The 23,029-nt window shown below is 62.5% G+C and carries 25 protein-coding genes; 19 read left to right on the forward strand and 6 right to left on the reverse strand.

Annotated features, from left to right (window positions below; translation table 11 throughout):
- Positions 1 to 13 precede the first annotated feature (13 nt).
- From U5G49_RS12075 to arsK, 5 genes are read left to right on the forward strand one after another with little or no spacing between them, the layout of a single operon-like run.
- On the forward strand, positions 14 to 370 hold the full coding sequence (locus U5G49_RS12075) for an ArsR/SmtB family transcription factor (RefSeq protein WP_018242433.1): 357 nt from the start codon (positions 14 to 16) through the stop codon (positions 368 to 370).
- Positions 371 to 422: 52 nt separating this feature from the next.
- Complete coding sequence (locus U5G49_RS12080) at positions 423 to 1,118, forward strand: aquaporin (RefSeq protein WP_018242434.1); 696 nt, start codon at positions 423 to 425, stop codon at positions 1,116 to 1,118.
- Positions 1,115 to 1,537, forward strand: coding sequence for an arsenate reductase (glutaredoxin) (gene arsC / locus U5G49_RS12085; protein WP_193446559.1), 423 nt, complete (start codon positions 1,115 to 1,117; stop codon positions 1,535 to 1,537). Before U5G49_RS12080 ends, arsC begins: the two co-directional genes overlap by 4 nt.
- On the forward strand, positions 1,512 to 2,237 hold the full coding sequence (gene arsH / locus U5G49_RS12090) for an arsenical resistance protein ArsH (RefSeq protein ID WP_193446560.1): 726 nt from the start codon (positions 1,512 to 1,514) through the stop codon (positions 2,235 to 2,237). The genes arsC and arsH overlap by 26 nt, the downstream gene beginning before the upstream one ends.
- Positions 2,234 to 3,466: an arsenite efflux MFS transporter ArsK gene (arsK, locus tag U5G49_RS12095; protein WP_193446561.1), complete on the forward strand. Its 1,233-nt coding sequence runs from the start codon at positions 2,234 to 2,236 to the stop codon at positions 3,464 to 3,466. The genes arsH and arsK overlap by 4 nt, the downstream gene beginning before the upstream one ends.
- 21 nt (positions 3,467 to 3,487) lie before the next feature.
- Here the strand turns inward: arsK and U5G49_RS12100 are convergent, their stop codons facing one another.
- The 5 genes from U5G49_RS12100 to U5G49_RS12120 all read right to left on the reverse strand — a co-directional run bounded on the left by U5G49_RS12100 (position 3,488) and on the right by U5G49_RS12120 (position 9,936).
- A complete protein-coding gene (locus U5G49_RS12100) occupies positions 3,488 to 3,754 on the reverse strand; it encodes a hypothetical protein (protein WP_018242438.1) in 267 nt (88 codons plus the stop codon).
- Between the two features lie 112 nt (positions 3,755 to 3,866).
- Positions 3,867 to 6,395, reverse strand: coding sequence for a mechanosensitive ion channel family protein (locus U5G49_RS12105; protein WP_193446562.1), 2,529 nt, complete (start codon positions 6,393 to 6,395; stop codon positions 3,867 to 3,869).
- 91 nt (positions 6,396 to 6,486) lie between these two features.
- On the reverse strand, positions 6,487 to 7,038 hold the full coding sequence (locus U5G49_RS12110) for a DUF924 family protein (protein ID WP_193446563.1): 552 nt from the start codon (positions 7,036 to 7,038) through the stop codon (positions 6,487 to 6,489).
- 109 nt (positions 7,039 to 7,147) lie between these two features.
- Positions 7,148 to 8,212 carry a histidine kinase dimerization/phosphoacceptor domain -containing protein gene (locus U5G49_RS12115; RefSeq protein ID WP_193446564.1) on the reverse strand — a complete coding sequence of 355 codons (1,065 nt, stop codon included), beginning with the start codon at positions 8,210 to 8,212 and terminating at the stop codon, positions 7,148 to 7,150.
- Between the two features lie 278 nt (positions 8,213 to 8,490).
- Positions 8,491 to 9,936 (reverse strand): MFS transporter, encoded by a 1,446-nt coding sequence (locus tag U5G49_RS12120; RefSeq protein WP_193446565.1) that lies wholly within the window; start codon positions 9,934 to 9,936, stop codon positions 8,491 to 8,493.
- Positions 9,937 to 10,020: 84 nt separating this feature from the next.
- Here U5G49_RS12120 and U5G49_RS12125 point away from each other — a divergent pair, with 84 nt between their 5' ends.
- From U5G49_RS12125 to U5G49_RS12190, 14 genes are all read left to right on the forward strand, one after another.
- Complete coding sequence (locus tag U5G49_RS12125) at positions 10,021 to 10,416, forward strand: hypothetical protein (RefSeq protein ID WP_193446566.1); 396 nt, start codon at positions 10,021 to 10,023, stop codon at positions 10,414 to 10,416.
- An 80-nt stretch (positions 10,417 to 10,496) separates the two neighbouring features.
- Complete coding sequence (locus U5G49_RS12130) at positions 10,497 to 11,822, forward strand: ABC transporter substrate-binding protein (protein WP_193446567.1); 1,326 nt, start codon at positions 10,497 to 10,499, stop codon at positions 11,820 to 11,822.
- 102 nt (positions 11,823 to 11,924) lie between these two features.
- Positions 11,925 to 12,893, forward strand: coding sequence for a carbohydrate ABC transporter permease (locus U5G49_RS12135; RefSeq protein ID WP_193446568.1), 969 nt, complete (start codon positions 11,925 to 11,927; stop codon positions 12,891 to 12,893).
- A complete protein-coding gene (locus tag U5G49_RS12140; protein WP_193446569.1) occupies positions 12,890 to 13,843 on the forward strand; it encodes a carbohydrate ABC transporter permease in 954 nt (317 codons plus the stop codon). Before U5G49_RS12135 ends, U5G49_RS12140 begins: the two co-directional genes overlap by 4 nt.
- Positions 13,840 to 14,052, forward strand: a complete 213-nt coding sequence (locus U5G49_RS12145) for a hypothetical protein (RefSeq protein WP_047621006.1) — start codon at positions 13,840 to 13,842, stop codon at positions 14,050 to 14,052. Before U5G49_RS12140 ends, U5G49_RS12145 begins: the two co-directional genes overlap by 4 nt.
- A 3-nt stretch (positions 14,053 to 14,055) precedes the next feature.
- Positions 14,056 to 15,153: an ABC transporter ATP-binding protein gene (locus U5G49_RS12150; protein ID WP_028733129.1), complete on the forward strand. Its 1,098-nt coding sequence runs from the start codon at positions 14,056 to 14,058 to the stop codon at positions 15,151 to 15,153.
- Positions 15,146 to 16,153, forward strand: coding sequence for an ABC transporter ATP-binding protein (locus U5G49_RS12155; protein WP_193446570.1), 1,008 nt, complete (start codon positions 15,146 to 15,148; stop codon positions 16,151 to 16,153). The genes U5G49_RS12150 and U5G49_RS12155 overlap by 8 nt, the downstream gene beginning before the upstream one ends.
- 53 nt (positions 16,154 to 16,206) lie before the next feature.
- On the forward strand, positions 16,207 to 17,850 hold the full coding sequence (locus U5G49_RS12160; protein WP_193446571.1) for a dihydroxyacetone kinase subunit DhaK: 1,644 nt from the start codon (positions 16,207 to 16,209) through the stop codon (positions 17,848 to 17,850).
- A gap of 16 nt (positions 17,851 to 17,866) precedes the next feature.
- Positions 17,867 to 18,517, forward strand: a complete 651-nt coding sequence (gene dhaL, locus U5G49_RS12165; protein WP_193446572.1) for a dihydroxyacetone kinase subunit DhaL — start codon at positions 17,867 to 17,869, stop codon at positions 18,515 to 18,517.
- Positions 18,514 to 18,912 (forward strand): dihydroxyacetone kinase phosphoryl donor subunit DhaM, encoded by a 399-nt coding sequence (gene dhaM / locus U5G49_RS12170; RefSeq protein WP_018242452.1) that lies wholly within the window; start codon positions 18,514 to 18,516, stop codon positions 18,910 to 18,912. The genes dhaL and dhaM overlap by 4 nt, the downstream gene beginning before the upstream one ends.
- Positions 18,912 to 19,256 (forward strand): HPr family phosphocarrier protein, encoded by a 345-nt coding sequence (locus U5G49_RS12175; RefSeq protein ID WP_026230806.1) that lies wholly within the window; start codon positions 18,912 to 18,914, stop codon positions 19,254 to 19,256. The genes dhaM and U5G49_RS12175 overlap by 1 nt, the downstream gene beginning before the upstream one ends.
- On the forward strand, positions 19,240 to 20,811 hold the full coding sequence (locus U5G49_RS12180; protein ID WP_193446573.1) for a putative PEP-binding protein: 1,572 nt from the start codon (positions 19,240 to 19,242) through the stop codon (positions 20,809 to 20,811). Before U5G49_RS12175 ends, U5G49_RS12180 begins: the two co-directional genes overlap by 17 nt.
- Position 20,812: 1 nt before the next feature.
- Entirely contained in the window at positions 20,813 to 21,220 is a 408-nt protein-coding gene (locus U5G49_RS12185) for a hypothetical protein (protein ID WP_028733135.1), read from the forward strand.
- A 51-nt stretch (positions 21,221 to 21,271) separates the two neighbouring features.
- Positions 21,272 to 22,264, forward strand: a complete 993-nt coding sequence (locus tag U5G49_RS12190) for a dihydroxyacetone kinase subunit DhaK (protein ID WP_193446574.1) — start codon at positions 21,272 to 21,274, stop codon at positions 22,262 to 22,264.
- A 16-nt stretch (positions 22,265 to 22,280) separates the two neighbouring features.
- On the opposite strand, the gene U5G49_RS12195 is transcribed toward U5G49_RS12190, so the two are convergent.
- Positions 22,281 to 22,976, reverse strand: coding sequence for an esterase family protein (locus U5G49_RS12195; protein WP_193446575.1), 696 nt, complete (start codon positions 22,974 to 22,976; stop codon positions 22,281 to 22,283).
- Between the last annotated feature and the right edge of the window lie 53 nt (positions 22,977 to 23,029).

Genomic DNA, 23,029 nt, shown 5'->3' on the forward strand with positions numbered 1-23,029 from the left:
GGATCATTGAAATATGGATCAACGTCAAGCCCTCGTCGCATTCGGTGCTCTCTCGCAAGAGACTCGCCTGCACATCGTCCGCATGCTCGTGGTCTCTGGCCCCAATGGCATGGCGGCAGGTGCAATCGCGGAGAAGGCGGAGGTCTCGCCGTCCAATATTTCCTTCCACCTGAAGGAGCTCGAACGCTCAGGCCTGATTACGCAACAACGCGAATCCCGCTCGATCATCTACACCGCCAATTACGAGGCGCTGGGCGGCCTAATCCGCTTCCTGATGGAGGATTGCTGCAGCGGAAACCCTCAGATCTGCGCGCCGGCTGCCGCCGTCGCCGCCTGCTGTGCACCTGCGACGAAAGAGGAATTGCAATGACCGCAGACCGCATTGGCGATGCGCCGTTCCGCGGCACGACGAGGATGGGCTGATGACGGGCTTCGATCTACCACGCCGGCTCGTCGCCGAGGGTCTCGGCACCGCCATGCTGGTCGCGACAGTTGTCGGGTCGGGTATCATGGCGACATCGCTGACGCAGGACGTAGGACTTGTTCTGCTCAGCAACACGCTCGCGACCGGCGCCATCCTGGTGGTGCTGGTCACTGTGCTCGGACAGATCTCCGGCGCCCACTTCAACCCGGCGGTCTCGCTGATCTTTGCGATGTCGGGCTCGCTGGCAAAACGCGATCTCGCCGGATATATCGCTGCGCAAATCTTCGGCGGCATCGTCGGGACCGTCGCGGCCCATCTGATGTTTGCCCTGCCACTTATAGAAATGTCGAGCAAGGTGCGCACCGGCGGCGCGCAATGGTTTTCCGAAGGCATGGCGACCTTCGGCCTGGCGGCGGTGATCCTCGCCGGCATCAAGTTCGAGCAGAAGGCGGTGCCGTGGCTGGTCGGGCTCTATATCACCGCCGCATACTGGTTCACCGCTTCGACCTCCTTTGCCAATCCGGCCGTCGCTTTGGCCCGCTCGCTGACCGATACCTTTTCCGGCATCCGCCCGGTCGATCTTCCCGGCTTCTGGATCGCCGAAATAACAGGCGCGGTCGCAGCCCTTCTCCTGTTCACCTGGCTGCTGCAGCCAGGCGCTTCATCAACCCTATCGTCAGAGGCAAAGCTATGAACGTCACCATCTACCACAACCCGGCATGCGGCACCTCCCGCAACACGCTGGCGATGATCCGCAATGCCGGCATAGAACCTGATATCATCGAATATCTGGAAAACCCGCCGTCACGGCAGGAACTGGTCGGGATGATTGCCGATGCCGGCCTCACCGTGCGCGATGCCGTTCGCCAGAAGGATACACCCTACGCCGAACTCGGCCTCGACAATCCCGATCTAAGCGACGATCAGCTTCTCGACGCGATGCTGAAAGATCCGATCCTGATCAACCGGCCTTTCGTCGTCACCCCTCTCGGTACGCGCCTGTCGCGACCGTCGGAACTTGTCCTCGAAATCCTGCCGGAAACGCACAAGGGCGCCTTCACCAAGGAAGATGGCGAGAAGGTGCTCGATGCCGAGGGCAAGCGCATTGTCTGATCTGCCTGCCGTATCGCCGATGCATCTGCGTCAACCCGATATGGACGCACTCAGGCCGGCGTTCTCGACGCACAAGCCCCGCATCCTGATCCTTTATGGCTCCTTGCGAGCGGTGTCCTATAGCCGCCTCCTCGCACAGGAGGCGGCACGGCTGCTCGAATATTTCGGCTGTGAAGTGCGTATCTTCAATCCGGAAGATCTGCCGTTGCCCGACGCCGAGCCGGCGAGCCACCCAAAAGTTCAGGAACTGCGCGAATTGTCGGCATGGTCGGAAGGCCAGGTATGGATCAGCCCTGAACGTCATGGAGCAATGAGCGGTATCATGAAAGCGCAGATCGACTGGATCCCCCTGTCGGTCGGCTCGGTCCGGCCGACACAGGGTAAAACGCTGGCAGTGATGCAGGTCTCCGGCGGTTCCCAGTCCTTCAATGCAGTAGGCCAGCTTCGCATCCTTGGTCGCTGGATGCGGATGATCACAATTCCCAATCAGTCATCAGTCGCCAGGGCTTTTCAGGAATTCGACGCCGACGGCCGCATGAAACCCTCATCCTATTACGACCGCGTCGTCGACGTCTGCGAGGAACTGGTGAAGTTCACGCTGCTGACCCGTGGTGCGTCGAACTATCTGACCGACCGCTACAGCGAGCGGAAAGAAGAAGCCGAAAAGCTCGAACAGCGCGTGAGCCTCAGATCCCTATGACAATCAGCACCGAACGACCGCCGGTAGCGGCCATTGTTGCACTCGGGCTTACACAGATCATCGGTTATGGATCGCTCTATTACAGCTTCAGCATCCTCGCCCCTGACATGGCCCGCGATCTCAACTGGTCATCGGAATGGATCTTCGCTGCGCTCTCCCTAGCCCTTCTGATCGGCGGCCTGGCCGCACCTCTAATGGGCACATGGATCGATCGCTTCGGCGCAGGCAGGATCATGACATCGGGCTCGGCGATTGCCGCCGCTGCCCTCGTCGTCTGCACCTTCGCGCCGGGAAAGGTCGCTTTCGTCGCGGCATTGATCGGCATCGAGATCGCCTCGAACCTGGTGCAATATGGCGCCGCCTTCGCCCTGCTCGTGCAGATCAGGCCGCGCATCGCCCAGCGCAGTATCACCTACCTGACGCTGATCGCCGGCTTCGCCTCGACCATCTTTTGGCCGATCACCACGGCGCTGCACGCGCATCTCTCATGGCAGAATGTCTATCTGATCTTCGCCGCGCTTCATCTCGCCATCTGCCTTCCCATTCATGCCTGGCTCTCCCGTGGCGTCAGCGAGACCAGGAGACGGACAGGAAAGGAGTCCGCCAAACGCGTCGAGCCTAGCCTTCAGCCGTCGGTGCGCCGGCCGGCCTTTATCCTGATGGTAACGGGCTTTGCTTTGGAAAGCTTCGTGAACTCGGCACTTCTGGTTCACATGGTGCCTGTCATGTCTGCACTCGGCCTCGGCACCATGGCAGTGGTGGTCGGAACGCTCTTCGGCCCGTCACAGGTGTTGAGCCGCCTCATCAATATGGTCTTTGGTGAGAGCTTGTCGCAAGTGATGCTGGCGATCATCTGCGCCATCCTGCTGCCGGCGGCCCTTGTCATCCTCATCGCCACCGCACCCTCGGTGCCCGGCGCGCTGGTCTTCGCCATTGTCTTCGGCCTCGGCTCCGGCCTTAACAGCATCGTCTACGGAACCTTACCGCTCGCGCTCTTCGGAAGCGATGGCTACGGCCGGCGGCAAGGACAAATCATGTCGGCCCGTCTCGTCGTCTCCTCGATGGCGCCGTTCGCACTTGCCTTCCTGATGGGCAATCTCGGCGTATCATGGTCACTGTCGATCGCAGCATTGCTCAGCACCATCCCCGTCGCCGCATTCTCCGCTATTATGCGGCTGACGCGCCCGGTTGCCCGGTCGGAAACTGTTCCCAACCCCGGAGAAGCCTGAGCGCATTAATCAGTGCAGCCGCTACTTGACGACGGCCGAGCCCTTGACGATGTCGATCGTCTCGCCGCCGTCGAGCCCAATGCGGTCGCCGTCGGGCGTCGTCATGAAGCAGCCGGAAGGGCAGAGGCTTTCCGAAGCGCCGGCATCGACGACGACCTCGACGCGCTGGCCGCTCTCGGTGATGACGAGCACGACGGCGGCGGGATCGGTGTTGGTGATGGATGCCGCTTCAACCGCGGGCGCGGCAAGCAGCGGGACAAGCAGAACGGCGGCAAATCTTGCCATCATGTGCGGCGGCGCTGGCGCGCCCTCCCCTCGAACGATCGGTGCTGCCCCCGGCAGCGATCCCGATAGTGGAGATCATGCACATATAGCTGTGAATGATGGCTGAATGACCCGTTCAGCCTTTCCGATTGCCGTCTGCCGTCTTGCTGCGCAATTGCCGCACCGGCTGCTCTTCCTCCTCCATGGGCGTGTCCGCCGAGTTTTCCTGCTCGTTGGGTTGATCCCTGCCCGCATCGGCAAGCGCGGGACGAGCCTCCCGATGGATGGTAAGATCAGTCTGTGGCAGCGGGATCTCGATTCCCTCGGCCTTGAAGCGCTTAAGGATCTCGATCCTGAGATTGTTGCGCACCGCCATGCCGTCACCCATGTCGGCGAGGAAGAAACGCAGCTCGAAATCCAGCGAATATGGCCCGAAGCGCAGGAATTCGACATGCGGCTCCGGATTGCGCATGACGAGCGGTATCTTGGCCGTCAGTTCCAGTAGGATGTCCATCACCTGCTGCGGATCGGCGTTGTAAGCAACGGAAACCGGAATTTCCGAGCGACCGATCTTGTTGCGGTGTGTCCAGTTGCCGACCAGGCCGTTGATCAGCTCGGAATTCGGCACGATGATCGACTGCTTGCGGAACGTCTCGATCTCGGTGGCGCGCACCGAAATGCGTTTGACGATGCCTTCGGCCGTGCCGGAAACGACATGATCACCGACCTTGAACGGCCGCTCGACGAGCAGGATCAAGCCGGAGACGAAGTTAGAGACGATGTTCTGCAGGCCGAAACCGATACCGACCGAGAGTGCCGAGGCGACGAGCGCGAAGCTTGAGAGGTCGATGCCTGCGGCCGAAACGCCGATGATCGCCGCGATGCCGACGCCGAGATAGCCGATACCCGTCTTGACCGAATTGCGCACGCCGAGATCGACATGGCTTCGCGCCATCACATTGCCGTCGAGCCAGCGCTGCAGCCAGCGCGTCAGCAGGTAGACGCCGGCAAACAGCAGGATACCGGTGCAGATGCCGAGCAGCGAGATGCTGATGCCACCGAGCCTGACCTCGGTGAACAGCCTATAGGCAAGCATCTGCAGGTCCTGCACATGGAAGCCCCAGAGCAGCAGGATCAGAGGGATGCCGACGAGAAGCGCCACGGCATAGATCGCAAGGCCGACGACCAGGCCGGCCTGGTCGATCGCCACCGGTCCGAGCTTGAAGCGGCGCGTCAGGAAGCGCGCGAAGAAAGTATCGCCGAAGCTTTCCTGCCTGGATATCGCCTTGCCGGAGAGCAGACCGACATACATGGTGACGACGACCGCGCCGGTGATGATCAGCTGCGTAGCGACGAAGCGTGCCAGCCCCACATAACCAGTCAGCGCGGTGAGGATGAGGCCGGCGCCGACGACACGCAGGATGATCGCCATGCCGCGCGGCCAATGCCGGCCCGGTGCATCTGGATCGCCGTTCTTCGCCAGCATCGGTTTGCCGAACGAGACCGAAATCAGGATCAGGCCGATGATCAGCGCGGCAATCAGGCTCCTGACCACGGTCAGCACCAGTGGCGAGCTCATCGCCTCGCCGATCGTACCGAACAGATAATCGAGCGCGTTGACGACGGCCATCGCCAGCAAGCAATAACCGATCGAGCGCGCGCCGAGATTGGAAAGTCGAACGAGCCGCCAGCGCGGTTCATTCGGCGCGAAGATGGCATTGACGAAGCGGCCGACGAAATAGACGAGACCGATCGCCCCGAACAGAGCGCCGATGACGGGTGCGATGTCGGGTCGCAATACGTTGAAACCATTGAGGAAGAAGAACGACGTGACGAGTAGAACCGAGAGCGCCAGCGTGCGGATCAGCGTCGACCAGAAGGCGATCGACAGCCGGCCGATATAGGACGGGTTCTCGACTGCTTCGTCGCGACGGAGATACGAACCGAACAGCCGGTAACTGCCGGAAAGCAGGATGAGGGCCGAGGCGAGTGACAGGAAAATCGCGGCAAACAGCGGGAAACGCTTGAATTTCCAGACGAACGTGGCCCAACTTGACAGGGCCTGCAAGAATTCGCTGGCCTCATGCACGAAGGCACCGCCGGCATCGTCGAGCACCGAGACAGAGATCTCGGTGCGCCTGAGCAACGTGTCGGCAAACAGCCGCCGCCGCATTTCGGTGACCTCGTTGACGAGCTTCGTCACCGTGATCGACAGGTTTTCGGCGTCGCCCGTCACCGCATTGATCTGCGCGCGCTCGGCGGCGAGCGCGTTGCGCTCTTGGGTGACGATCTCGGCCTCCGGCGGTTGCCCGTCCTTCGGCGGATCGCCGATCTCGGCAAGCCGGTTCTTGATCTGATCCAAACGTGGCCTCAGATTGACCGATATGGTGATGACGGCGCGGCTGAGCTCGTCGGCCTTGGTTGCAAGCCCGACCAGGGCATCGTCATTGTCGGCATTCTGCTTGACGCCGTCCTGAAGCGCCGTCAGCTGGACCTTCGCCTTGTCGATCTCCTTTGTCGCCTGGTCGAGCGGCGTATCGGCAAGCGGCGCCTGCGCCGCCGCCTGTGGCTCTTGCGCAAAGGCCGCAGCACCCTTGAAATGCGCGCCAGCGACCGCCAGCGTCAGCAGAAGAATGGTGCGAAGCAGGATAGGTCTCAGCCGCAAAAGCGCCTCCGGAAGGGTTGTCGTCGAGGTAGAATGCCAGCTTGTCATAGTAAAGAAAGGCGACAGAAAGGCGGAAGCTCCCTGGAAAGGCCTAGAAACCGGCGCCGGGCTTGGAAAGATAGTCGCGCTCCCCAGCCGTCGACTCCCGCCCAAGCATGGCATTGCGGTGCGGAAAACGGCCATAGGCAGCGATCACGTCGCGGTGGCGGATCGCATAATCGAGATATTCTTCATCGCCGAGGGCGGTAAACAACGCCACCGATCGTTCCTGTTCGCCAAGGTCTTCGGCATGTTCGAACGGCAAGTAGAAGAAGGTACGGCATGCGGCCTCCACCACCCGGTCGGCGCCGGATGCCAGCGCGAGTTTGGCTTCGCGAAGCGCCAGCCCGTCGGTCGCAACGGCAAGCGGCGTGCCGCGATAGATGTTGCGAGGAAATTGGTCGAGCACGATGACAGCCGCCAGCCGGCTCTCCGCATCCGCCCGCCATTCGGCGCCAACATCCGCGGCAAGGGCCAGATGAGTATCGCGAAAGACCGTGCTGATCTCTGCATCGAGGTCAGGCGTCGCGCGGAACCACAGCTCCCGGCCGCATCTGACGAACCAGAAATCATAGACTTCCTTCGGTGTGCGGATCGTCGCCATGTTCCTCCCCTAGCGTCATGTTTCTTGATGTATCGTCAGCAAGCTATTGTAATAATAGAAGAAACGGCGTTCCGCATGGCGACAAACTCAGCACTGAACGGGGAATACCCTACTTCCCCTCATGCAACGAGAACACCAGCGTCGCCTTGGTTCCGTCATGGCCGGGGTCATAGGCGAAATCCGATTTCAAGCTGGCGGCCATGGCCGTCAGAATGCGTGTACCAAGGCCGGTCCCCCGGGCCGGGCTCGACGGATCGAAACCGGCGCCGTCATCCTCGACGATGACGCGCAATGCCTCGTCCGTCTGGTCGACGATGACGCGGATCTCGCCCGGCACGCTGTCCGGATAGGCATATTTGAAGGCATTGGTGACGAGCTCGCTGACGATCAGCCCGAGCGTGATCACCTTGTCGGTCGCCAGGTTGACCGGCTGCGCGGTGAGCACGATCCGATGCGGCCGCTTGTCGTCGCGCATCGAGGCTTCGAGTTCGGTGAGCAGGCTGTTCAGATATTCGTCGACCTGCACCGAGCCGACCTGCCGGTTGGTGTAGAGCCTGCGGTGCACGCTGGCGATGGCGTTGATGCGCATCTGCGTTTCGTGCAGCGCATCGATCGCCACCTGGTCTTTGGTCATCGAGGATTGCATGCGGATCAGCGCGCCGACGAGGCCGAGGCTGTTGGCGATGCGGTGATTGACCTCGGCAAGCAGCATTTCGGCAAGGTCGCGCTGCTGGCGGATCACCTCCTGCGCCTGCGCCGTCTCGCGGCGAAAACGCGCCCGCTCCAGCACCTGTTCGAGCGCGGCCGCGAGCAGGTCGAAATAATCGGCTGAGATCCCCTTGAGCATGTAATCGTCGGCGCCGGCCTTCAGCGCCGCGACCGCGATGCTGGTATCGTCCGAACCCGTCGCATAGATCACTGGCGGATGATCCGGCATCGCCGTGATGCAGGGCAGAATGTCGAGGCCGGTCTCGCCGGCCAGGATATGATCGAGCACGACGGCGTCGATACCGCCTTCGCCAAGTCTCGCAAGGCCGGCAGCGCCGCTCTCGGCCCACTCGACCGAAAAGCCACACCGACGCAGGTTTTTCTGCATCAGTAGGGCAAGCCCCTCGTCGTCGTCGACATAGAGGATGTGGATCAGGGCATCCGCATCGCCGCTAGAATTGCTCATTCAGTCTCCCGGCGTTCTCTCGCAGCGACGACCGCCCGCAAGCGTCCGAGTCGTCCGCATGGGAATGTCGTATTGCATTGGCCGTCTGGGGTAAACAGCGGTTATCCCTCGCTCTTGTCGCAGTCGGCACGGAAGGAGGATGTCGGGAATCCGGCATTTTTAGAACATGACCTTGGCCTGGAGAGGTTCCCCATGGAAGCCTTTGAAAGAGATGGGAAACGAAAAACCTGAAATGAAATGCGTGAACGCTGAGCGACTCGATTGGTTCCGCCAATAAGCTAATTTTTCTGGAATTTCCGATGGCCGGATACTTCGGCCCCTGCCTCTGCCGGCAATTGCATAAAGCGCAGCGACGAGACGATGCCGATCGCACCGACCGCGACGAAAGCCCAGCGGAAGTCGGCAAGAACGGGATTGTCGGCGCCCCTGAGAGCCGAGCCGATGTTGAGCACGGCCGCCGCCACCGCCACGCCGAGCAGCATCGATACCTGCTGCAGCATGCTCGACAGCGTAGAGGCCGAGCTTCGCTGCGCCGGGCCGATATCGGCGAAGGCCAACGTGTTCAGCGCGGTGAATTCCATCGACCGCGACAGGCCGGCGAGAAAGAGCAGCGTATGGATGAAAAACGGCGGCGTCTCCGGCGAAAGGAAACCGCAGGCGGCGATCGAAAGCGCCGCGATCAGCCCGTTGACCCCAAGCACCGAGCGAAAGCCGAAGAAGCGCAGCAGCGGCGTCGTCACCGCCTTCATGCTGAAATTGCCGAGGAAATAAACGAGTAGATAGGTGCCGGCGGCAATCGAGCTCAGACCGAAGCCGAGCTGGAACAGCAGAGGCAGCAGGAACGGCGTCGCATTGATCGCCATCCGGCAGGCCGTGCCCGCCGACAGCGTCGACATCGAGAAGGTCTGGATGCGGAAAGCCGAAAGGTCGAGCAGCGGGTTGTCGACGGCGAGGAAATGCCGCGTCGCCATGACCGACAGTACGATGCCCGCCGCCAGCATTGATATGACGGGCAAAAGCCCGCTCTCCCATTTGACCGAGAGTTCGAGGGCGGCGAGCAGGAAGGTCAGGCCCGCAGCACTAAGGACGAAGCCGATGAGATCCAGCCGGCCGGGATTGGTCTCGCGCTGCTCCGGCACGAAACGCAGCACCAGCGCGATGCCGAGAATGCCGATCGGGATGTTGATGAGGAAGTTCCAGTGCCAGCTGGCATAGGTGGTGATGAAGCCGCCGAGCACTGGGCCGATCACCGGCGCCGTCAGCGCCGGCCAGGTGATCAGTGCGATCGCCTTGACCAGTTCCGACTTGCGGGCGTTTTTCAGCACGATGATACGCCCGACCGGCGTCATCAGCGCGCTGCCCGCCCCCTGCACGGCGCGCCACAGGACGAATTCCGCAAGGCTGCCGGACAGCCCGCAAAACAGCGAGGCGCCGGTAAAGACGGCAATCGACATCAGGAAGATACGGCGCGCACCGAACCGATCGCCGAGCCAGCCCGACAGCGGAATGAAGGCGGCCATCGTCAGCATGTAGACGGTGATGCCGATGCTCATCGATACCGGCTGCACGCCGAAGCTAGCCGCCATCTGCGGCAGCGAGGTGGTGACGATCGTGCCGTCGAGGATCTGCATGAAGAAGGAAACGGCAACGACCAGCGCCACGATCTTCGCCTGGCGGCCGCTCGCCGCCTCTTGCCCATTCTCGCTCGTCTCTGCCGTGGTCATGGATCTGCCAATAGAAATTCCGGATGACGCGGCAGGGAAACAGGAAGAAGTCGATCGGAGATCTGCCGCGCGGGGAGCGCGGACATGGAAAGCCGCGCACTGGCTGAATACGCCCGTTGCAGCCGGGCGGAAAGGCTAAATCTCGCACTGCGCAGGAATATTCCCGATGCATCCGGATTACGGGCAGCTAAAGAAAAGATTCAAGAAAAAGGCCCCGCCGAAGCGAGGCCAAGCTTGATCCGCTCCGGGGAAAAGCAGGAGCGGCGCGCAGTCCATACCGTGCGATCCATGTCGCAGCGAGGCCAGATGTCGCTGCATCGGTACGCTCGCCAAAGAATTTTTCGAGATCGGCCGAATAGATCGGCTCCCAAAAATATCCGCCCATGTGGCGCCACGCTTGTCGCATTGCAGCAACGATTGAGGCTTGCAATGTTTATAAAAATAGATATCACTAAACATATTGCTAAACATGATGATTGAGGAGTTCATGTGAGCATTCTCTGAAGTGGGTGAACATGCGACGCCGGCGGGGAGCCGGCTTTTGGTTCTGGGAGGAACTTATGCAGAAAACATCGAAAGCCCTTTTGGGGCTGGCCACGGCATTCGTCATGTCGTCGGCATTGCCCAATCTCGCCAAAGCCGATGAACTGACGCTGTGCTGGGCCGCATGGGACCCCGCCAATGCGCTCGTCGAGCTGTCGAAGGATTTCACCGCCAAGTCCGGCACGCAGATGAAATTCGAATTCGTTCCCTGGACGAGTTATGCCGACCGCTTCCTCAACGAGCTGAATTCCCATGGCAAGCTCTGCGACCTCATCATCGGCGACAGCCAGTGGATCGGCGGCTCGGCCGAGAACGGCCACTATGTCAAGCTCAACGACTTCTTCGACAAGGAAGGCATCAAGATGGATGACTTCGTGCCGGCGACCGTCGTCGGCTACTCGGAATGGCCGAAGAACACGCCGAACTACTGGGCGCTGCCCGCCATGGGCGACGTCGTCGGCTGGACCTACCGCAAGGACTGGTTCGAAAAGCCGGAACTGCAGAAGGAATTCAAGGCGAAATACGGCCGGGATCTCGCAGCGCCGAAGACCTACGATGAGCTGAAGCAAATCGCCGAGTTCTTCCAGAAGCGTGAGATCGACGGCAAGACCGTCTACGGCGCCTCGATCTATACCGAGCGCGGCTCCGAAGGCATCACCATGGGCGTGACCAACGTCCTCTACGACTGGGGCTTCCAGTACGAAAACCCGAAAAAGCCCTATGACATGGAAGGCTTCGTCAACTCGGCCGACGCGGTCAAGGGCCTCGAATTCTACAAGTCCCTTTATGATTGCTGCACACCGCCCGGCAGCTCCAACGTCTATATGGTCGAATCCGCCGATGCCTTCAAATCCGGCCAGGTCGCCATGCAGATGAACTTCGCCTTCACTTGGCCCGGCCTTTACAAGGACGAGAAGGTCGGTGGCGACAGGATCGGCTTCTTCCCCAATCCGGCTGAAAAGGCGCACTTCGCCCAGCTCGGCGGCCAGGGCATCTCGGTGGTCTCCTACTCCGACAAGCGCGATGCTGCCCTGCAATACATCAAGTGGTTCGCACAGCCCGATGTGCAGGCCAAATGGTGGGAACTCGGCGGTTTTTCCTGCCTGAACTCCGTCGTCAATGCGCCAGGCTTTGCCAAGAGCCAGCCCTATGCCCAGGCCTTTCTGGACTCGATGGCCATCGTCAAGGACTTCTGGGCCGAGCCGAGCTACGCCTCGCTGCTGCAGGCCATGCAGAAGCGCGTCCATAACTACGTGGTCGCCGGCAATGGCACCGCCAAGGAAGCGCTCGACGGTCTGGTGAAGGACTGGAGCGACGTCTTCAAGGACGACGGCAAGATCTAGCGCGCGGCATCCCTGATGCGTGCCATCCTCAGGATGGCGGCCCGGATCGGCAGACGAGCCGGGCCGCCAAATTTCCCATATCCCAAAAGACCGGGTGAAAACTTGACTATTTCCCCTTCCTCGATCGTCGAGAAAACAGCCGATGCGACAGCAAGGGCGGCGCCCGTCTCGGTCGCCCGGCGCGTCCGCGGCCTCTCCGACAGGGCGATCGCCTGGCTGTTCATCGCGCCGGCTATCACCTTGCTGCTGGCGATCAACATCTTTCCGCTGCTTTGGGCGGTCTACCTCTCCTTCACCAATTACCGCGCCAACCGGCCGAATGCGCCGGTCCAGGGCGTTGGCCTTGGAAATTACCAGCGCGTCCTCAACGATCCCGATATCTGGCAGGCGATGCAGACCACCGCGCATTTCGTTTTCTGGACGATCGTGCTGCAGACGGTGATCGGCTTCACGCTCGCCTATCTGATCGACCGCAAGTTTCGCGGCCATGCCTTCTGGACGACGATCATCCTGATCCCGATGATGCTGTCGCCTGCCGTGGTCGGCAATTTCTGGCGCTTTCTCTACGAGCCTCAGATCGGCCTCTTCGCCTATGCCGTGTCGATGGTGTCTGGCATCCCGACATCGGATATTCAGATGCTCGGTAATGTCTCTCTGGCGCCCTGGGCGATTATCATCGTCGATACCTGGATGTGGACGCCCTATGTGATGCTGATCTGCCTCGCCGGCCTGCGCTCCATCCCCGACTATATCTATGAGGCTGCCGAGGTCGACCGCGCTTCGCCGTGGCGCCAGTTCTGGTCGATCACCGTGCCGATGGCCCTGCCCTTCATCATGCTCGCCGTGCTCTTCCGCGGCATCGAGAATTTCAAGATGTTCGACATGGTGACGCTGCTCACCGGCGGCGGGCCGGGCTCAGTCACTGAGGTCGCCTCGATCACGCTGAAACGCGCCGCCTTCGAAAGCTGGGCGACCGGCCGGGCCTCGGCCTTTGCCATCATCCTCTTCGTCGCGGTGTTCGGTCTCGCCAACATCTACGTCAAGGCACTGAACAAGGTGAAACAACGATGAGCGCCGCCAACTCAGCCCATTCGGTCGTCGAACCGAGCCTGTCCAGCAAGCGCATCGCCGGCACCATCGTCGTCATCTATGCGCTGATCACCCTCATCCCGCTCGTCTGGATCTTCCTGACCAGCATCAAGTCACCGCCGGATTCGATCAGCTATCCCCCGAAGATCGTCTTCACGCCGTCGCTCGAAGGCTATTGCAACCTGTTCACCACGCGCACCCGGCAGACGCCTGATTATATCGCCTCGCTGCCGGCGCCGGTCGGCGCCTGTGACGAGGTAACGCGCAGGCGCAACATGGTGATCGCCGGCCCGTCGAACTTCGTGCCGCGCTTCGTCAATTCGCTGGTGATCGCCTTCGGCTCCACCTTCCTTGCGGTCTTTCTCGGCACGCTCGCCGCCTATGGCTTCTCCCGCTTCAAGGTGCCGCTCGCCGACGACCTGCTGTTCTTCATCCTGTCGACGCGCATGATGCCGCCGATCGCCGTCGCCATCCCGATCTACCTGATGTACCGCGAGCTCGGCCTGTCGGACACGGCGCTCGGCATGATCCTGCTCTACACCGCCGTCAACGTCTCGCTCGCCGTCTGGCTGCTCAAGGGTTTCATCGACGAAATCCCGCGCGAATACGAGGAAGCGGCGATGATCGACGGCTATACAAGACTGCAGGCCTTCCGCAAGGTCGTACTGCCGCAGGCGACGACGGGCATTGCCGCCACCGCGATCTTCTGCCTGATCTTCGCCTGGAACGAATATGCCTTCGCCGCCCTTCTGACCTCGGGCGAGGCCCAGACCGCGCCGCCCTTCATCCCGACGATCATCGGCGAAGGCGGGCAGGACTGGCCGGCGGTCGCCGCCGGCACGACGATCTTCCTGATCCCGATCCTCGTCTTCACCATTCTCCTGCGCAAGCAGCTGCTGCGCGGCATCACCTTCGGAGCCGTCCGCAAATGAGCCATCTGATCGAAACACCTGCGCCCGCTCGCCAGAAACGGCCGTTCTTCCTGCGCCGCGGCCCGATGGAAACCATCGCGACCGTGCTGATCGGGTTGGGCTTCCTGATGCTGTTCCAGCCCTTCCTGCTGGTGCTCTACACCTATTCGCTGGTGACCCTGCTTGCAGGCACCGTCATGTTCATCATCGTTTCGAAATTCCCGGAGTAAACCATGGCGGACATCCGGATCGAAAATCTCCGCAAGGAATTCGGCAGTTTCGTCGCCGTTCAGGATTCCAGCTTCACCGTCCATGACGGCGAGTTCCTGGCGCTGCTCGGACCTTCCGGCTGCGGCAAGACCACCACGCTGCGCATGATCGCCGGCCTCGAGCTGCCAAGCAGCGGCAAGATCTATCTCGACGGCGAGGACGTCACCTTCAACCGCGCCAGCGCCCGCGACATCGCCTTCGTCTTCCAGCTCTTCGCGCTCTACCCACATATGAACGTGCGTAGGAATATCGGCTTCCCGCTGCTGTCGCAGGGCATGGCCAAGGCCGAAATCCGTCAACGCGTGGAAGAGACCGCCCGCCTGCTGCAGATCGATCATATTCTCAACCGCTCGGTCTCCGGCCTTGCCGGCGGCGACCGGCAGCGCGTGGCGCTCGGCCGCGCCATCGTCCGGCGTCCGAAATGCTTCCTGATGGACGAGCCGCTCGGCACGCTCGACGCCGAGTTCCGCGAGATCATGGTCCACGAATTGCGCGAACTGCACAACCGCATCCACGCGACCACCGTCTACGTCACTCACGACCAGCACGAGGCAATGGCGATGGCCGACAAGATCGCCGTCATGAACCACGGCGTCATCGAGCAGTTCGGCACGCCGCAGGAGATCTATGCAAAGCCGGCGACCATGTATGTCGCCGATTTCATCGGCTCGCCGCCGATGAACTTCATGCGTTTCACCTCGGGTCTGAAGAGCGGCGACCGCTCCATCCTGCTCGACGGCGTCGATGTCGCCGTTCCCGAGATCCATCAGGACATGGCCGAAAGCGAGCTGGCGCTCGGTGTGCGGCCGGAGCATATCCGCTTCAGCGACGCCTCGCGGCTCCGCGGCGCCGTCTATGGCAGCGAATATCTCGGCACCAATCAGGTCGTGGCTGTGGAAACCCCGGGCGGGCTGATCAAGGCCCGCGTTCCCGCCAATCGCAGCTTCCAGATCGGCGAGAGGGTCGGCCTGGAATTCAATCCGGCGAAACTCGCGCTCTTCGACTGCACATCGGGCCGTGCGGTGCCATCCTCGCTCTATCAGGAGACCCGGCATGGCTGATGTCGTCCTCAGGAACCTTGCCAAGCGCTTCGGCGACACCCAGGCTCTGGCCGATCTCGATCTTTCGATCCGCGACGGTGAGTTCGTCGTGTTGCTCGGCCCGACCGGTGCCGGCAAAACCACGACGCTGCGGCTGATCGCCGGCCTCGAAAAGCCCGATAGCGGCCGCATCGAAATCGGCGGCCGCAATGTCGCCGCCGAAGCCCCCGCCGAACGCGACGTCGCCTTCGTCTTCCAGCAATATTCGCTCTATCCGCACATGACGGTTTACGAGAACCTTGCTTTCCCGCTGAAGGCGCCGGTCCGCAAACTCAGCACCGAGGAGATCGACCGCCGCGTCCGCGAGGTCGCCCGCATGGTCAGGATCGACCACAAGCTGGAAAACCGCTCGACCAGGCTTTCCGGCGGCGAGATGCAGCGTGTCGCGATCGGACGGGCATTGGTGCGCCGGCCGGCGATCTACCTGATGGATGAACCTTTGTCCTCGCTCGACGCCAAGCTGCGCGCCGAACTGCGCCTGGAGCTGAAGCGTATCCAGAAGGAACTCGGCTCGACGCTGCTCTATGTCACCCACGACCAGGTGGAAGCCATGACCATGGCCGACCGGATCGGCATCGTCGCCGAGGGTCGCTTGATGCAAGTGGGAACACCGCGCGAGATCTACGGCAATCCCGCCAACCTGCATGTCGCCGCCCGCCTCGGCCAGCCGCACATCAACCTACTGCCTGCGGACCTGCTCCCGGGCGGCCAGCCGCCGCCCGGCACGAAGACCATCGGCGCCCGCACCGAACATCTCGACATCATTGTCGGCAAGGATGCCAATGCCGAGATCGACTGGATCGAACATCTCGGCGACCAGAACCATCTGCATATCAGGGCTGGCAATCACAAGCTCGTCACACTTGCGGATCCATATCTGGCGATCGCGCCGGGAGACCGGATCAGCCTGACATTGCGCGATCCGCTTTATTTCGACGCGCGTGGACAGCGCCTTTCCTGACCGGCAAACAGACATGATGATGGCATGAAAAACAAACAGACGGGTCTCAATCGATGAAACATTTCTTCAACCGCAGGGAAAACATCGTCACCGAAGCCTTGGACGGTCTGCTTCTGACGAGCAGCAATGGCCGTCTCGCCCGCCTCGACAGCTTTCCCGACATCAAGGTGATCCTGCGCGCGGACTGGGACAAGTCGAAGGTGGCGATCATCTCCGGCGGCGGCGCCGGCCATGAGCCATCCCATGCCGGCTTTGTCGGCAAGGGCATGCTGACGGCGGCCGTATCCGGCGAGATTTTCGCCTCGCCGAGCGTCGATGCCGTGCTGACGGCGATCCGCGCCGTCGCCGGCCCGAAGGGCGCCCTGCTGATCGTCAAGAACTATACCGGCGACCGGCTGAATTTCGGCCTTGCCGCCGAAAAGGCGCGCGCCGAGGGCTTCGACGTCGAGATGGTCATCGTCGCCGACGATATCGCCATCCCCGGCATCAATCAGCCGCGCGGCGTGGCTGGCACGCTATTCGTTCACAAGATCGCTGGCCATCACGCCGAACGAGGCGAGGATCTGAAGACGGTCGCGGCCCATGCCGCGGCAGCAGCCGGCGACATCGTCTCGCTCGGCATGTCGCTGTCCACCTGCAGCGTGCCCGGCCAGGCGCATGAAGACCGTCTCGGCGCGGGCGAAGGCGAGCTCGGCCTCGGCATCCATGGCGAGCCTGGCGTCGAGCGCATCGCGCTGCAGCCGGTCACCGATATCGTCGCCACCATGGCGGCACGCCTGTCGCCAACGCTGCGTGAAGGGGGAAGCCACGCCCTTCTCATCAACAATCTCGGCGCCGTGCCGCCGCTAGAAATGACCGTCATCGCCAATGCAGTGCTGTCCTCGCCGCTTGGCCGCCGCGTCCGGCTGATCATCGGCCCGGCACCTATGATGACCGCGCTCAACATGAACGGTTTCTCGCTGTCGCTGATCCGGCTGGATGCCGAGCGCGAGGCGGCGCTGACGGCAGCGGTCGAGCCGCACGCCTGGATGCCGGCCGTCGAACGTCACGAGATCAGGATCGTCGCCGCACCGAGAACATCAGCCGGATTGAACGGCGCCAACGGCAAGGCCGGAGAAAATGATCGCAACCGGCGCCTCATCACGGCGCTCTGCGAGCATCTGATCTCGCAGGAAAGCGAACTCAACCGGCTGGACGGGCGCGTCGGCGACGGCGATACCGGCTCGACGGTGGCCTCAGGCGCCCGCAGTGTGCTTGCCCGCCTCGACACGCTGCCGCTCGACCGGCCGGCGGCAACGCTTGCCTCGCTCGGCGATATCCTCGGCACCAGCATGGGCGGATCGAGCGGCGTGCTGCTGTCGATCTTCTTCACCGCCGCGGCAAAGGCGATGGCTGACAAAGCCGATATATCAGCAGCCCTTCTTGCCGGGCTTGACAGGATGACGTTCTATGGCGGAGCCGGAGTCGGCGACCGGACGATGGTCGATGCGTTGTCGCCTGCCCTACAGGCGCTCGCATCCGGCGATGTCGCCGCCGCGGCAAGAGCTGCGGCAGCGGGTGCGGAGTCGACGAAGACGATGATGAAGGCGAAAGCCGGACGCGCCTCCTATGTCGGCGAAAGGGATCTGGCGGGTGTCGCCGATCCCGGCGCCGTCGCGGTTGCCGGCGCGTTCGGCGTGGCGGCAAGCCTCGCCTGACCGGCGTGAAATTCAAATGCCCGCAGGAGGCGCGGCGACAGGGAGGACGGCAGTGCAGGCGGAACCGGTGCTTGTGGCAGGATTGATCGAAGTGTGCCGCGCGACGATCGCGGCAAACAGCGATCATCTCTGCGCGCTCGATCGCGCCATCGGCGATGGCGATCACGGAACCAACATGCGGCGCGGCTGCGAGGCAGTGAGCGCCGAAGGCGAAAGCCTGTCCAGCCTCCCCTTTCCCGACGCCATGGAAAAGATCGGCCTGACGCTGGTGATGAATGTCGGCGGTGCCGCCGGGCCTCTCTACGGCACGCTGCTGATGGAGATCGGCCGCGAGCTTCGCAAAAGTGATGAAAAGGCCGATTTTTCGCAGGTGCTGAAACAGGCGATCGATGCCGTGGCCAGACGCGGTCGCGCGCATGCCGGCGACAAAACCCTGCTCGACGTGCTCTATCCCGTGCATGCGGCACTTGCCAGCCGCTCGCCGCTCGGCGCAATCGCCCGCAGGGCCGAGCGTTCCGCCAACCGCACTGCTGACATGAAGGCAATGCGCGGGCGCGCGGCCTATCTCGGCGACCGCTCCATCGGTCATGTCGATCCCGGCGCGTCGAGCTGCGCGCTGCTGACCACGGCGATCTGCCGCTATCTCGGGGAGCACCGTCCGCAATGAATGGAAAGACCGCAAATGTGGGTATCGTGATCGTCTCCCACTCGCCGCTGGTGGCAAGGGGGATCGCCGACATGGTGCGGCAGATGGTCGGCGACTGCGTGCCGCTCGCCTGGTCGGGTGGCAACGTCCACGGCGACCTCGGCACCGATGCCGGCGGCATCCTGAGAGCGATCGAGGCCGCATGGTCCGATGCCGGCGTCGCCGTCTTCGTCGATCTCGGTGGCGCCGAGACCAACAGCGAGATGGCGATCGAAATGCTGGGCCTTCCCCGCGCGGCCCTCGTCTCCATCTGCAACGCGCCTTTGGTTGAAGGCGCCGTCATCGCCGCTGCCGAGGCGTCGGGGGGCGCGTCGCTGGCCAAAGTCGTCGCCACAGCCGAGGAACTGTCCCCCTGATGACGAGCGGATTGCGTAGTGAAAAACAGGAGCCCGACCCATTGCACGTGAATTGCCAGACGGAGGTGGAAGTCAAGCACGGTGTCGGGCTGCATGCCCGCCCCTCCGTCACCTTCACGCGGCTTGCCAAGTCCTTCCCCTGTTCGATCGAGATCGCTGTCAACGGCAGCGACGTCTGGCTGAACGGCAAGAGCATCATCAAGATCATGGGTGCGAGAATCCGAAAAGGGTCGATCCTCAGGATCCGCGCCGACGGCATTCTCGCCGAAGAGGCGATCCGCGCGCTGAAGGAACTCATCGAGCGCAACTTCGATGAGGAAAAGAAACATGGCCGAACCGCTTAGACTGAAAGCGAAGAGCGCATCCCCGGGCATCGCATCTGGCCCGGCCTTTCTTGCCGAGCGGCCGGACGCCGCCCCTGCATCCCGAGCCGTCGGTGGATACAGCGCGCTGGAGAAGGCGATCGACATCTCGATCGGCGAACTCGAGCACCTTGCCGATGGAGCCGATGCCGAAAGCCGGGATATCATCGATTTCCAGATCGAGGTGCTGCGCGATCCGACGATCGCGGAAGCGACGGGCGCGCGCATGGAGGCCGACGAGAATGTCGTCTTCGCCTGGGTCGCCACCCTCGACGCCTATATCGGTGAACTCGAAGCGGCCGACGAGGAGCAGATGCGGGCACGCGCCGTCGATATTCTCGACATCAAGAACCGCGTGCTCGGGGCGCTCGCCGGCACCCCGATCGCCGATTTCCCGCCTGGCTCGGTCTTCGTTGGCAAGGATATGGAGCCGAGCCGCTTTCTCGCCCATGACTGGTCGAAAGGCGGCGGCATCGCGCTGTTTGCAGGCAGCACCGCCGGCCATGTCGCCCTGCTTGCCCGGGCGAAATCGGTGCCGATGGTGGTCGGCACGGGTCGCTTTTCGGCAGCGGATGGAGATCCCGTTCGCGTGGATGGCGACGCCGGTGCGGTCGTCCTGAAGGCCGGCGGCATGCTGATCCCGGCACCGGCACAAGCACCTGCCAGCGACACGCAAACTGGCAGCAGTGAGCTGCGCACGGCGGACGGCGTGCCGATCCTGCTCTCCATCAATATCAACGATCCCGCCGAGATCGATGCGCTCGATCCGGCAACGGCGGGCGTCGGCCTGATGCGCTCGGAATTTTCAGTTGCCTCGGTCGCCGATGCTGCCAATGAGGAACGACAGCTGGCAATCTATCGCCGCGTGCTGGAGCAGGCGGGCGACAGGCCGGTGATCATAAGAATGCTCGATATCGGCGGCGACAAGCCGCTCGCCGGCCTGGAAGACCTGCCGGCTCTCGCCTCGGGCCTGCGCGGCATCCGGCTGCTGCTTGCCCGGCCGGAAATCGCCCGCGTCCAGGCCCGCGCCCTGTTGCGCGCCGCTGTCTTCGGCAGGCTGTCGGTGATGCTGCCGATGGTGACGTTTCCCGACGAGGTCGACAGGATGCGCGAGATATTCCGCGAGGAAGCCGAAAAGCTGGGCCGCCGTGCCCTGCCCCACCGAATGCCGCCGATCGGCATGATGGTGGAGGTACCATCAGCCGCCTTGATGCTCGACGCCTTCGGGTCGGCGGCTTTCTTCTCGTTCGGAACCAACGACCTCACCCAATATCTCGCCGCCTCCGCCCGCGACGATATGGACGCCGATGCCGGCAAGGCTGCACCCGCCGTGCTCCGGCTGCTCGCCCAGGCGGTGAAGCTTTCCGCCGGCAAGCCAGTCAGTATCTGTGGCGACATGGCCGGAGATCCCAGCTATCTGCCCAGGCTGCTCGCCGCCGGCCTCCGGCATTTTTCCGTGGCGCCGGCCCGGCGTCCCGCGATAAGATCGGCGATCATCGGCCTCAATGCCGATGGCACAAGGGCAGCCGGAGAGTAGGATGGCGCGCGAAGACATCGAAGACGCCATTATCACCTACAAGTCCATTCTGGCGCAGATCATCGACAACAGGCCATCGGGCACGCGCCAGCGACTGGCGACGGCGCTTGGAAAACATCGCAGCTTCGTCACCCAGATCACCAGCCCGACCTATGCAACGCCGCTGCCGGCGCGCCATCTCGCGACGATCGTCCGCGTCTGCCATTTCAGCGCTGCCGAACAGGAGCGCTTTCTCGAAGCCTATCAAGCCGCCCATCCCGGCAAGCTGCCGGACCTCGGCCATTCCGAGAAATTGCGGCACCTGTCGCTGATGGTGCCCGACTTCGGCGACGACAGGAAAAACCGCCTGCTGGAAGAGGCGATCTCAGATCTGGTGCAGAAAATCGTCGCGATATCGGGTGCGGAATGACGAGTAAGCTGGTTGACGTAACGTAACGCTTTTGGCCTTGGGAGAGGCTCGATGAAGAAGTTCATGAACACTGCGGAAACCATGGTCGCCGAAAGCGTCGAAGGCTTCGTGCGCGCCCATGAGGCCTTCGTGGTGTTCGGGCCTGAGCGCAGATGCATCCGCCGCCGCCATCTCCCCCCTGGCAAGGTGGCGCTTATATCAGGCGGCGGCGCCGGCCATGAGCCGATGCATATCGGCTTCGTCGGACACGGCATGCTGGACGCCGCCTGCGTCGGCCATATCTTCACCTCGCCGACGCCGAGTCAGATCATCGCCGCGATCGAAGAGACCGATACCGGCGCCGGCTGCCTGCTCGTGGTCAAGAATTACGACGGCGACCTGATGAATTTCGAAATGGCGATTGAAATGGCCGGAGATCGCCACAGCCTCGACATGGTGGTCGTCAGTGACGATATCGAAACATCGAAGATCGGCGAAGGCAGAGGCCGACGCGGCGTCGCCGGAACGCTGGTCGTCGAAAAGATCCTCGGCGCTGCGGCCGAACGCGGCATGACACTTTCCGCATTGAAGCAGCTTGGGGAAGGTTTGAATACGCGCATCCGCTCAATGGGTGTGGCGCTGAATGGCGTGACTGTGCCGCAGACCGAGCGCACCACATTTTCGCTCGGACCCGACGAAATGGAGATTGGCGTCGGCATCCATGGCGAACCCGGCCATGCCAGGCAGCCCTTCGCCGCCTCCGACACCATCATCGGCCATCTCTGCCAGACCATCGCCGGCGACATCGCGGCAGCGCCAGGCGCCAAGGCGTTGCTCTTCGTCAACGGCCTCGGCGGCACGCCGCCCGCCGAACTCTACCTCGCCTATAACGGCGCCCGCCGTTTCATCGAGGAAAGAGGCATCCCGATCGAGCGCTCACTGGTCGGAACCTACGTCACCTCGCTCGACATGCAGGGACTGTCCGTCACCCTTGCCTTACTGACCGACGAGGAGATCGCGCTCTGGGATGCGCCGGTAGCGACCGCAGCGCTGCATTGGCCGTGACAGCGTTCCAAGCGTGTCAGATATAAAGCGCCGCCATCTTCCGCCATGCGCCGGCGCGGTGGGCGCGTCCATCCCAGACATGTAACTGATGGCCGACGTTCTTGTCCGCGAGCAACCGGCTGAGATAGCGGTTATTGTCGAGGAAAGGGTCGGCATCGCCAATGGTGAGAATGATGTCGCTCTCACGCAGCCTGGCGAGTCTCCAATCGCCGCCGAGCCCGGGCAGAAAATGCGTCGGCGTGTGGAAATAGACGCTGTCGTCGTAATAGCCATCGAACAGGTCGCCGAAGGATTCCACCCTCATCGTCAGGTCGTAGCGGCCGGAAAAGGCGACGAGCTTGCGGAAGAGATGCGGATGGCGAAAGAACAGGCTTGCCGCCTGGAAGGCGCCGAGGCTGCAGCCATGCACGATGGTGCAGTCATGCGAATTCTTCGCCGCCATCAGCGGCAGCACCTCATTCAGGATGTAATCCTCGAGCGCACCATGCCGGCGGATGCGCTCGGCCGGGTGATGGTGGAAGGCATAGAAGGTCTCGGCCGCCAGGCCCTCGATGCAATAGAGCTGGAGATGGCCCGCCTCCAGCTTGTCTGCGAGGCTTGCGACCAGCCCGAGCTGCTCATATTCGAAGAAGCGCCCGTCCCGCGTCGGAAAGACCAGCACCCTGGCGCCGGCATGGCCGAACACTACAGCGCCGCGCGTCTTTTCAGACACGCAAAGGACGCTGTAGCACTTTGAATGGCTGCATAATTTTGTCCTTAAATCGA

This window comes from Rhizobium indigoferae (assembly GCF_034554815.1).
Lineage (GTDB): Bacteria > Pseudomonadota > Alphaproteobacteria > Rhizobiales > Rhizobiaceae > Rhizobium > Rhizobium leguminosarum.

Excerpts from the sequence above, each read along its gene's own strand:
- U5G49_RS12075 (WP_018242433.1), top strand. The coding sequence starts at position 14 with ATGGATCAACGTCAAGCCCTCGTCGCATTCGGTGCTCTCTCGCAAGAG.
- U5G49_RS12080 (WP_018242434.1), top strand. The coding sequence starts at position 423 with ATGACGGGCTTCGATCTACCACGCCGGCTCGTCGCCGAGGGTCTCGGC.
- arsC (WP_193446559.1), top strand. The coding sequence starts at position 1,115 with ATGAACGTCACCATCTACCACAACCCGGCATGCGGCACCTCCCGCAAC.
- arsH (WP_193446560.1), top strand. The coding sequence starts at position 1,512 with ATGCCGAGGGCAAGCGCATTGTCTGATCTGCCTGCCGTATCGCCGATG.
- arsK (WP_193446561.1), top strand. The coding sequence starts at position 2,234 with ATGACAATCAGCACCGAACGACCGCCGGTAGCGGCCATTGTTGCACTC.
- U5G49_RS12100 (WP_018242438.1), bottom strand. The coding sequence starts at position 3,754 with ATGATGGCAAGATTTGCCGCCGTTCTGCTTGTCCCGCTGCTTGCCGCG.
- U5G49_RS12110 (WP_193446563.1), bottom strand. The coding sequence starts at position 7,038 with ATGGCGACGATCCGCACACCGAAGGAAGTCTATGATTTCTGGTTCGTC.
- U5G49_RS12115 (WP_193446564.1), bottom strand. The coding sequence starts at position 8,212 with ATGAGCAATTCTAGCGGCGATGCGGATGCCCTGATCCACATCCTCTAT.
- U5G49_RS12120 (WP_193446565.1), bottom strand. The coding sequence starts at position 9,936 with ATGACCACGGCAGAGACGAGCGAGAATGGGCAAGAGGCGGCGAGCGGC.
- U5G49_RS12125 (WP_193446566.1), top strand. The coding sequence starts at position 10,021 with ATGGAAAGCCGCGCACTGGCTGAATACGCCCGTTGCAGCCGGGCGGAA.
- U5G49_RS12130 (WP_193446567.1), top strand. The coding sequence starts at position 10,497 with ATGCAGAAAACATCGAAAGCCCTTTTGGGGCTGGCCACGGCATTCGTC.
- U5G49_RS12140 (WP_193446569.1), top strand. The coding sequence starts at position 12,890 with ATGAGCGCCGCCAACTCAGCCCATTCGGTCGTCGAACCGAGCCTGTCC.
- U5G49_RS12145 (WP_047621006.1), top strand. The coding sequence starts at position 13,840 with ATGAGCCATCTGATCGAAACACCTGCGCCCGCTCGCCAGAAACGGCCG.
- U5G49_RS12150 (WP_028733129.1), top strand. The coding sequence starts at position 14,056 with ATGGCGGACATCCGGATCGAAAATCTCCGCAAGGAATTCGGCAGTTTC.
- U5G49_RS12155 (WP_193446570.1), top strand. The coding sequence starts at position 15,146 with ATGGCTGATGTCGTCCTCAGGAACCTTGCCAAGCGCTTCGGCGACACC.
- U5G49_RS12160 (WP_193446571.1), top strand. The coding sequence starts at position 16,207 with ATGAAACATTTCTTCAACCGCAGGGAAAACATCGTCACCGAAGCCTTG.
- dhaL (WP_193446572.1), top strand. The coding sequence starts at position 17,867 with ATGCCCGCAGGAGGCGCGGCGACAGGGAGGACGGCAGTGCAGGCGGAA.
- dhaM (WP_018242452.1), top strand. The coding sequence starts at position 18,514 with ATGAATGGAAAGACCGCAAATGTGGGTATCGTGATCGTCTCCCACTCG.
- U5G49_RS12175 (WP_026230806.1), top strand. The coding sequence starts at position 18,912 with ATGACGAGCGGATTGCGTAGTGAAAAACAGGAGCCCGACCCATTGCAC.
- U5G49_RS12180 (WP_193446573.1), top strand. The coding sequence starts at position 19,240 with ATGGCCGAACCGCTTAGACTGAAAGCGAAGAGCGCATCCCCGGGCATC.
- U5G49_RS12185 (WP_028733135.1), top strand. The coding sequence starts at position 20,813 with ATGGCGCGCGAAGACATCGAAGACGCCATTATCACCTACAAGTCCATT.
- U5G49_RS12190 (WP_193446574.1), top strand. The coding sequence starts at position 21,272 with ATGAAGAAGTTCATGAACACTGCGGAAACCATGGTCGCCGAAAGCGTC.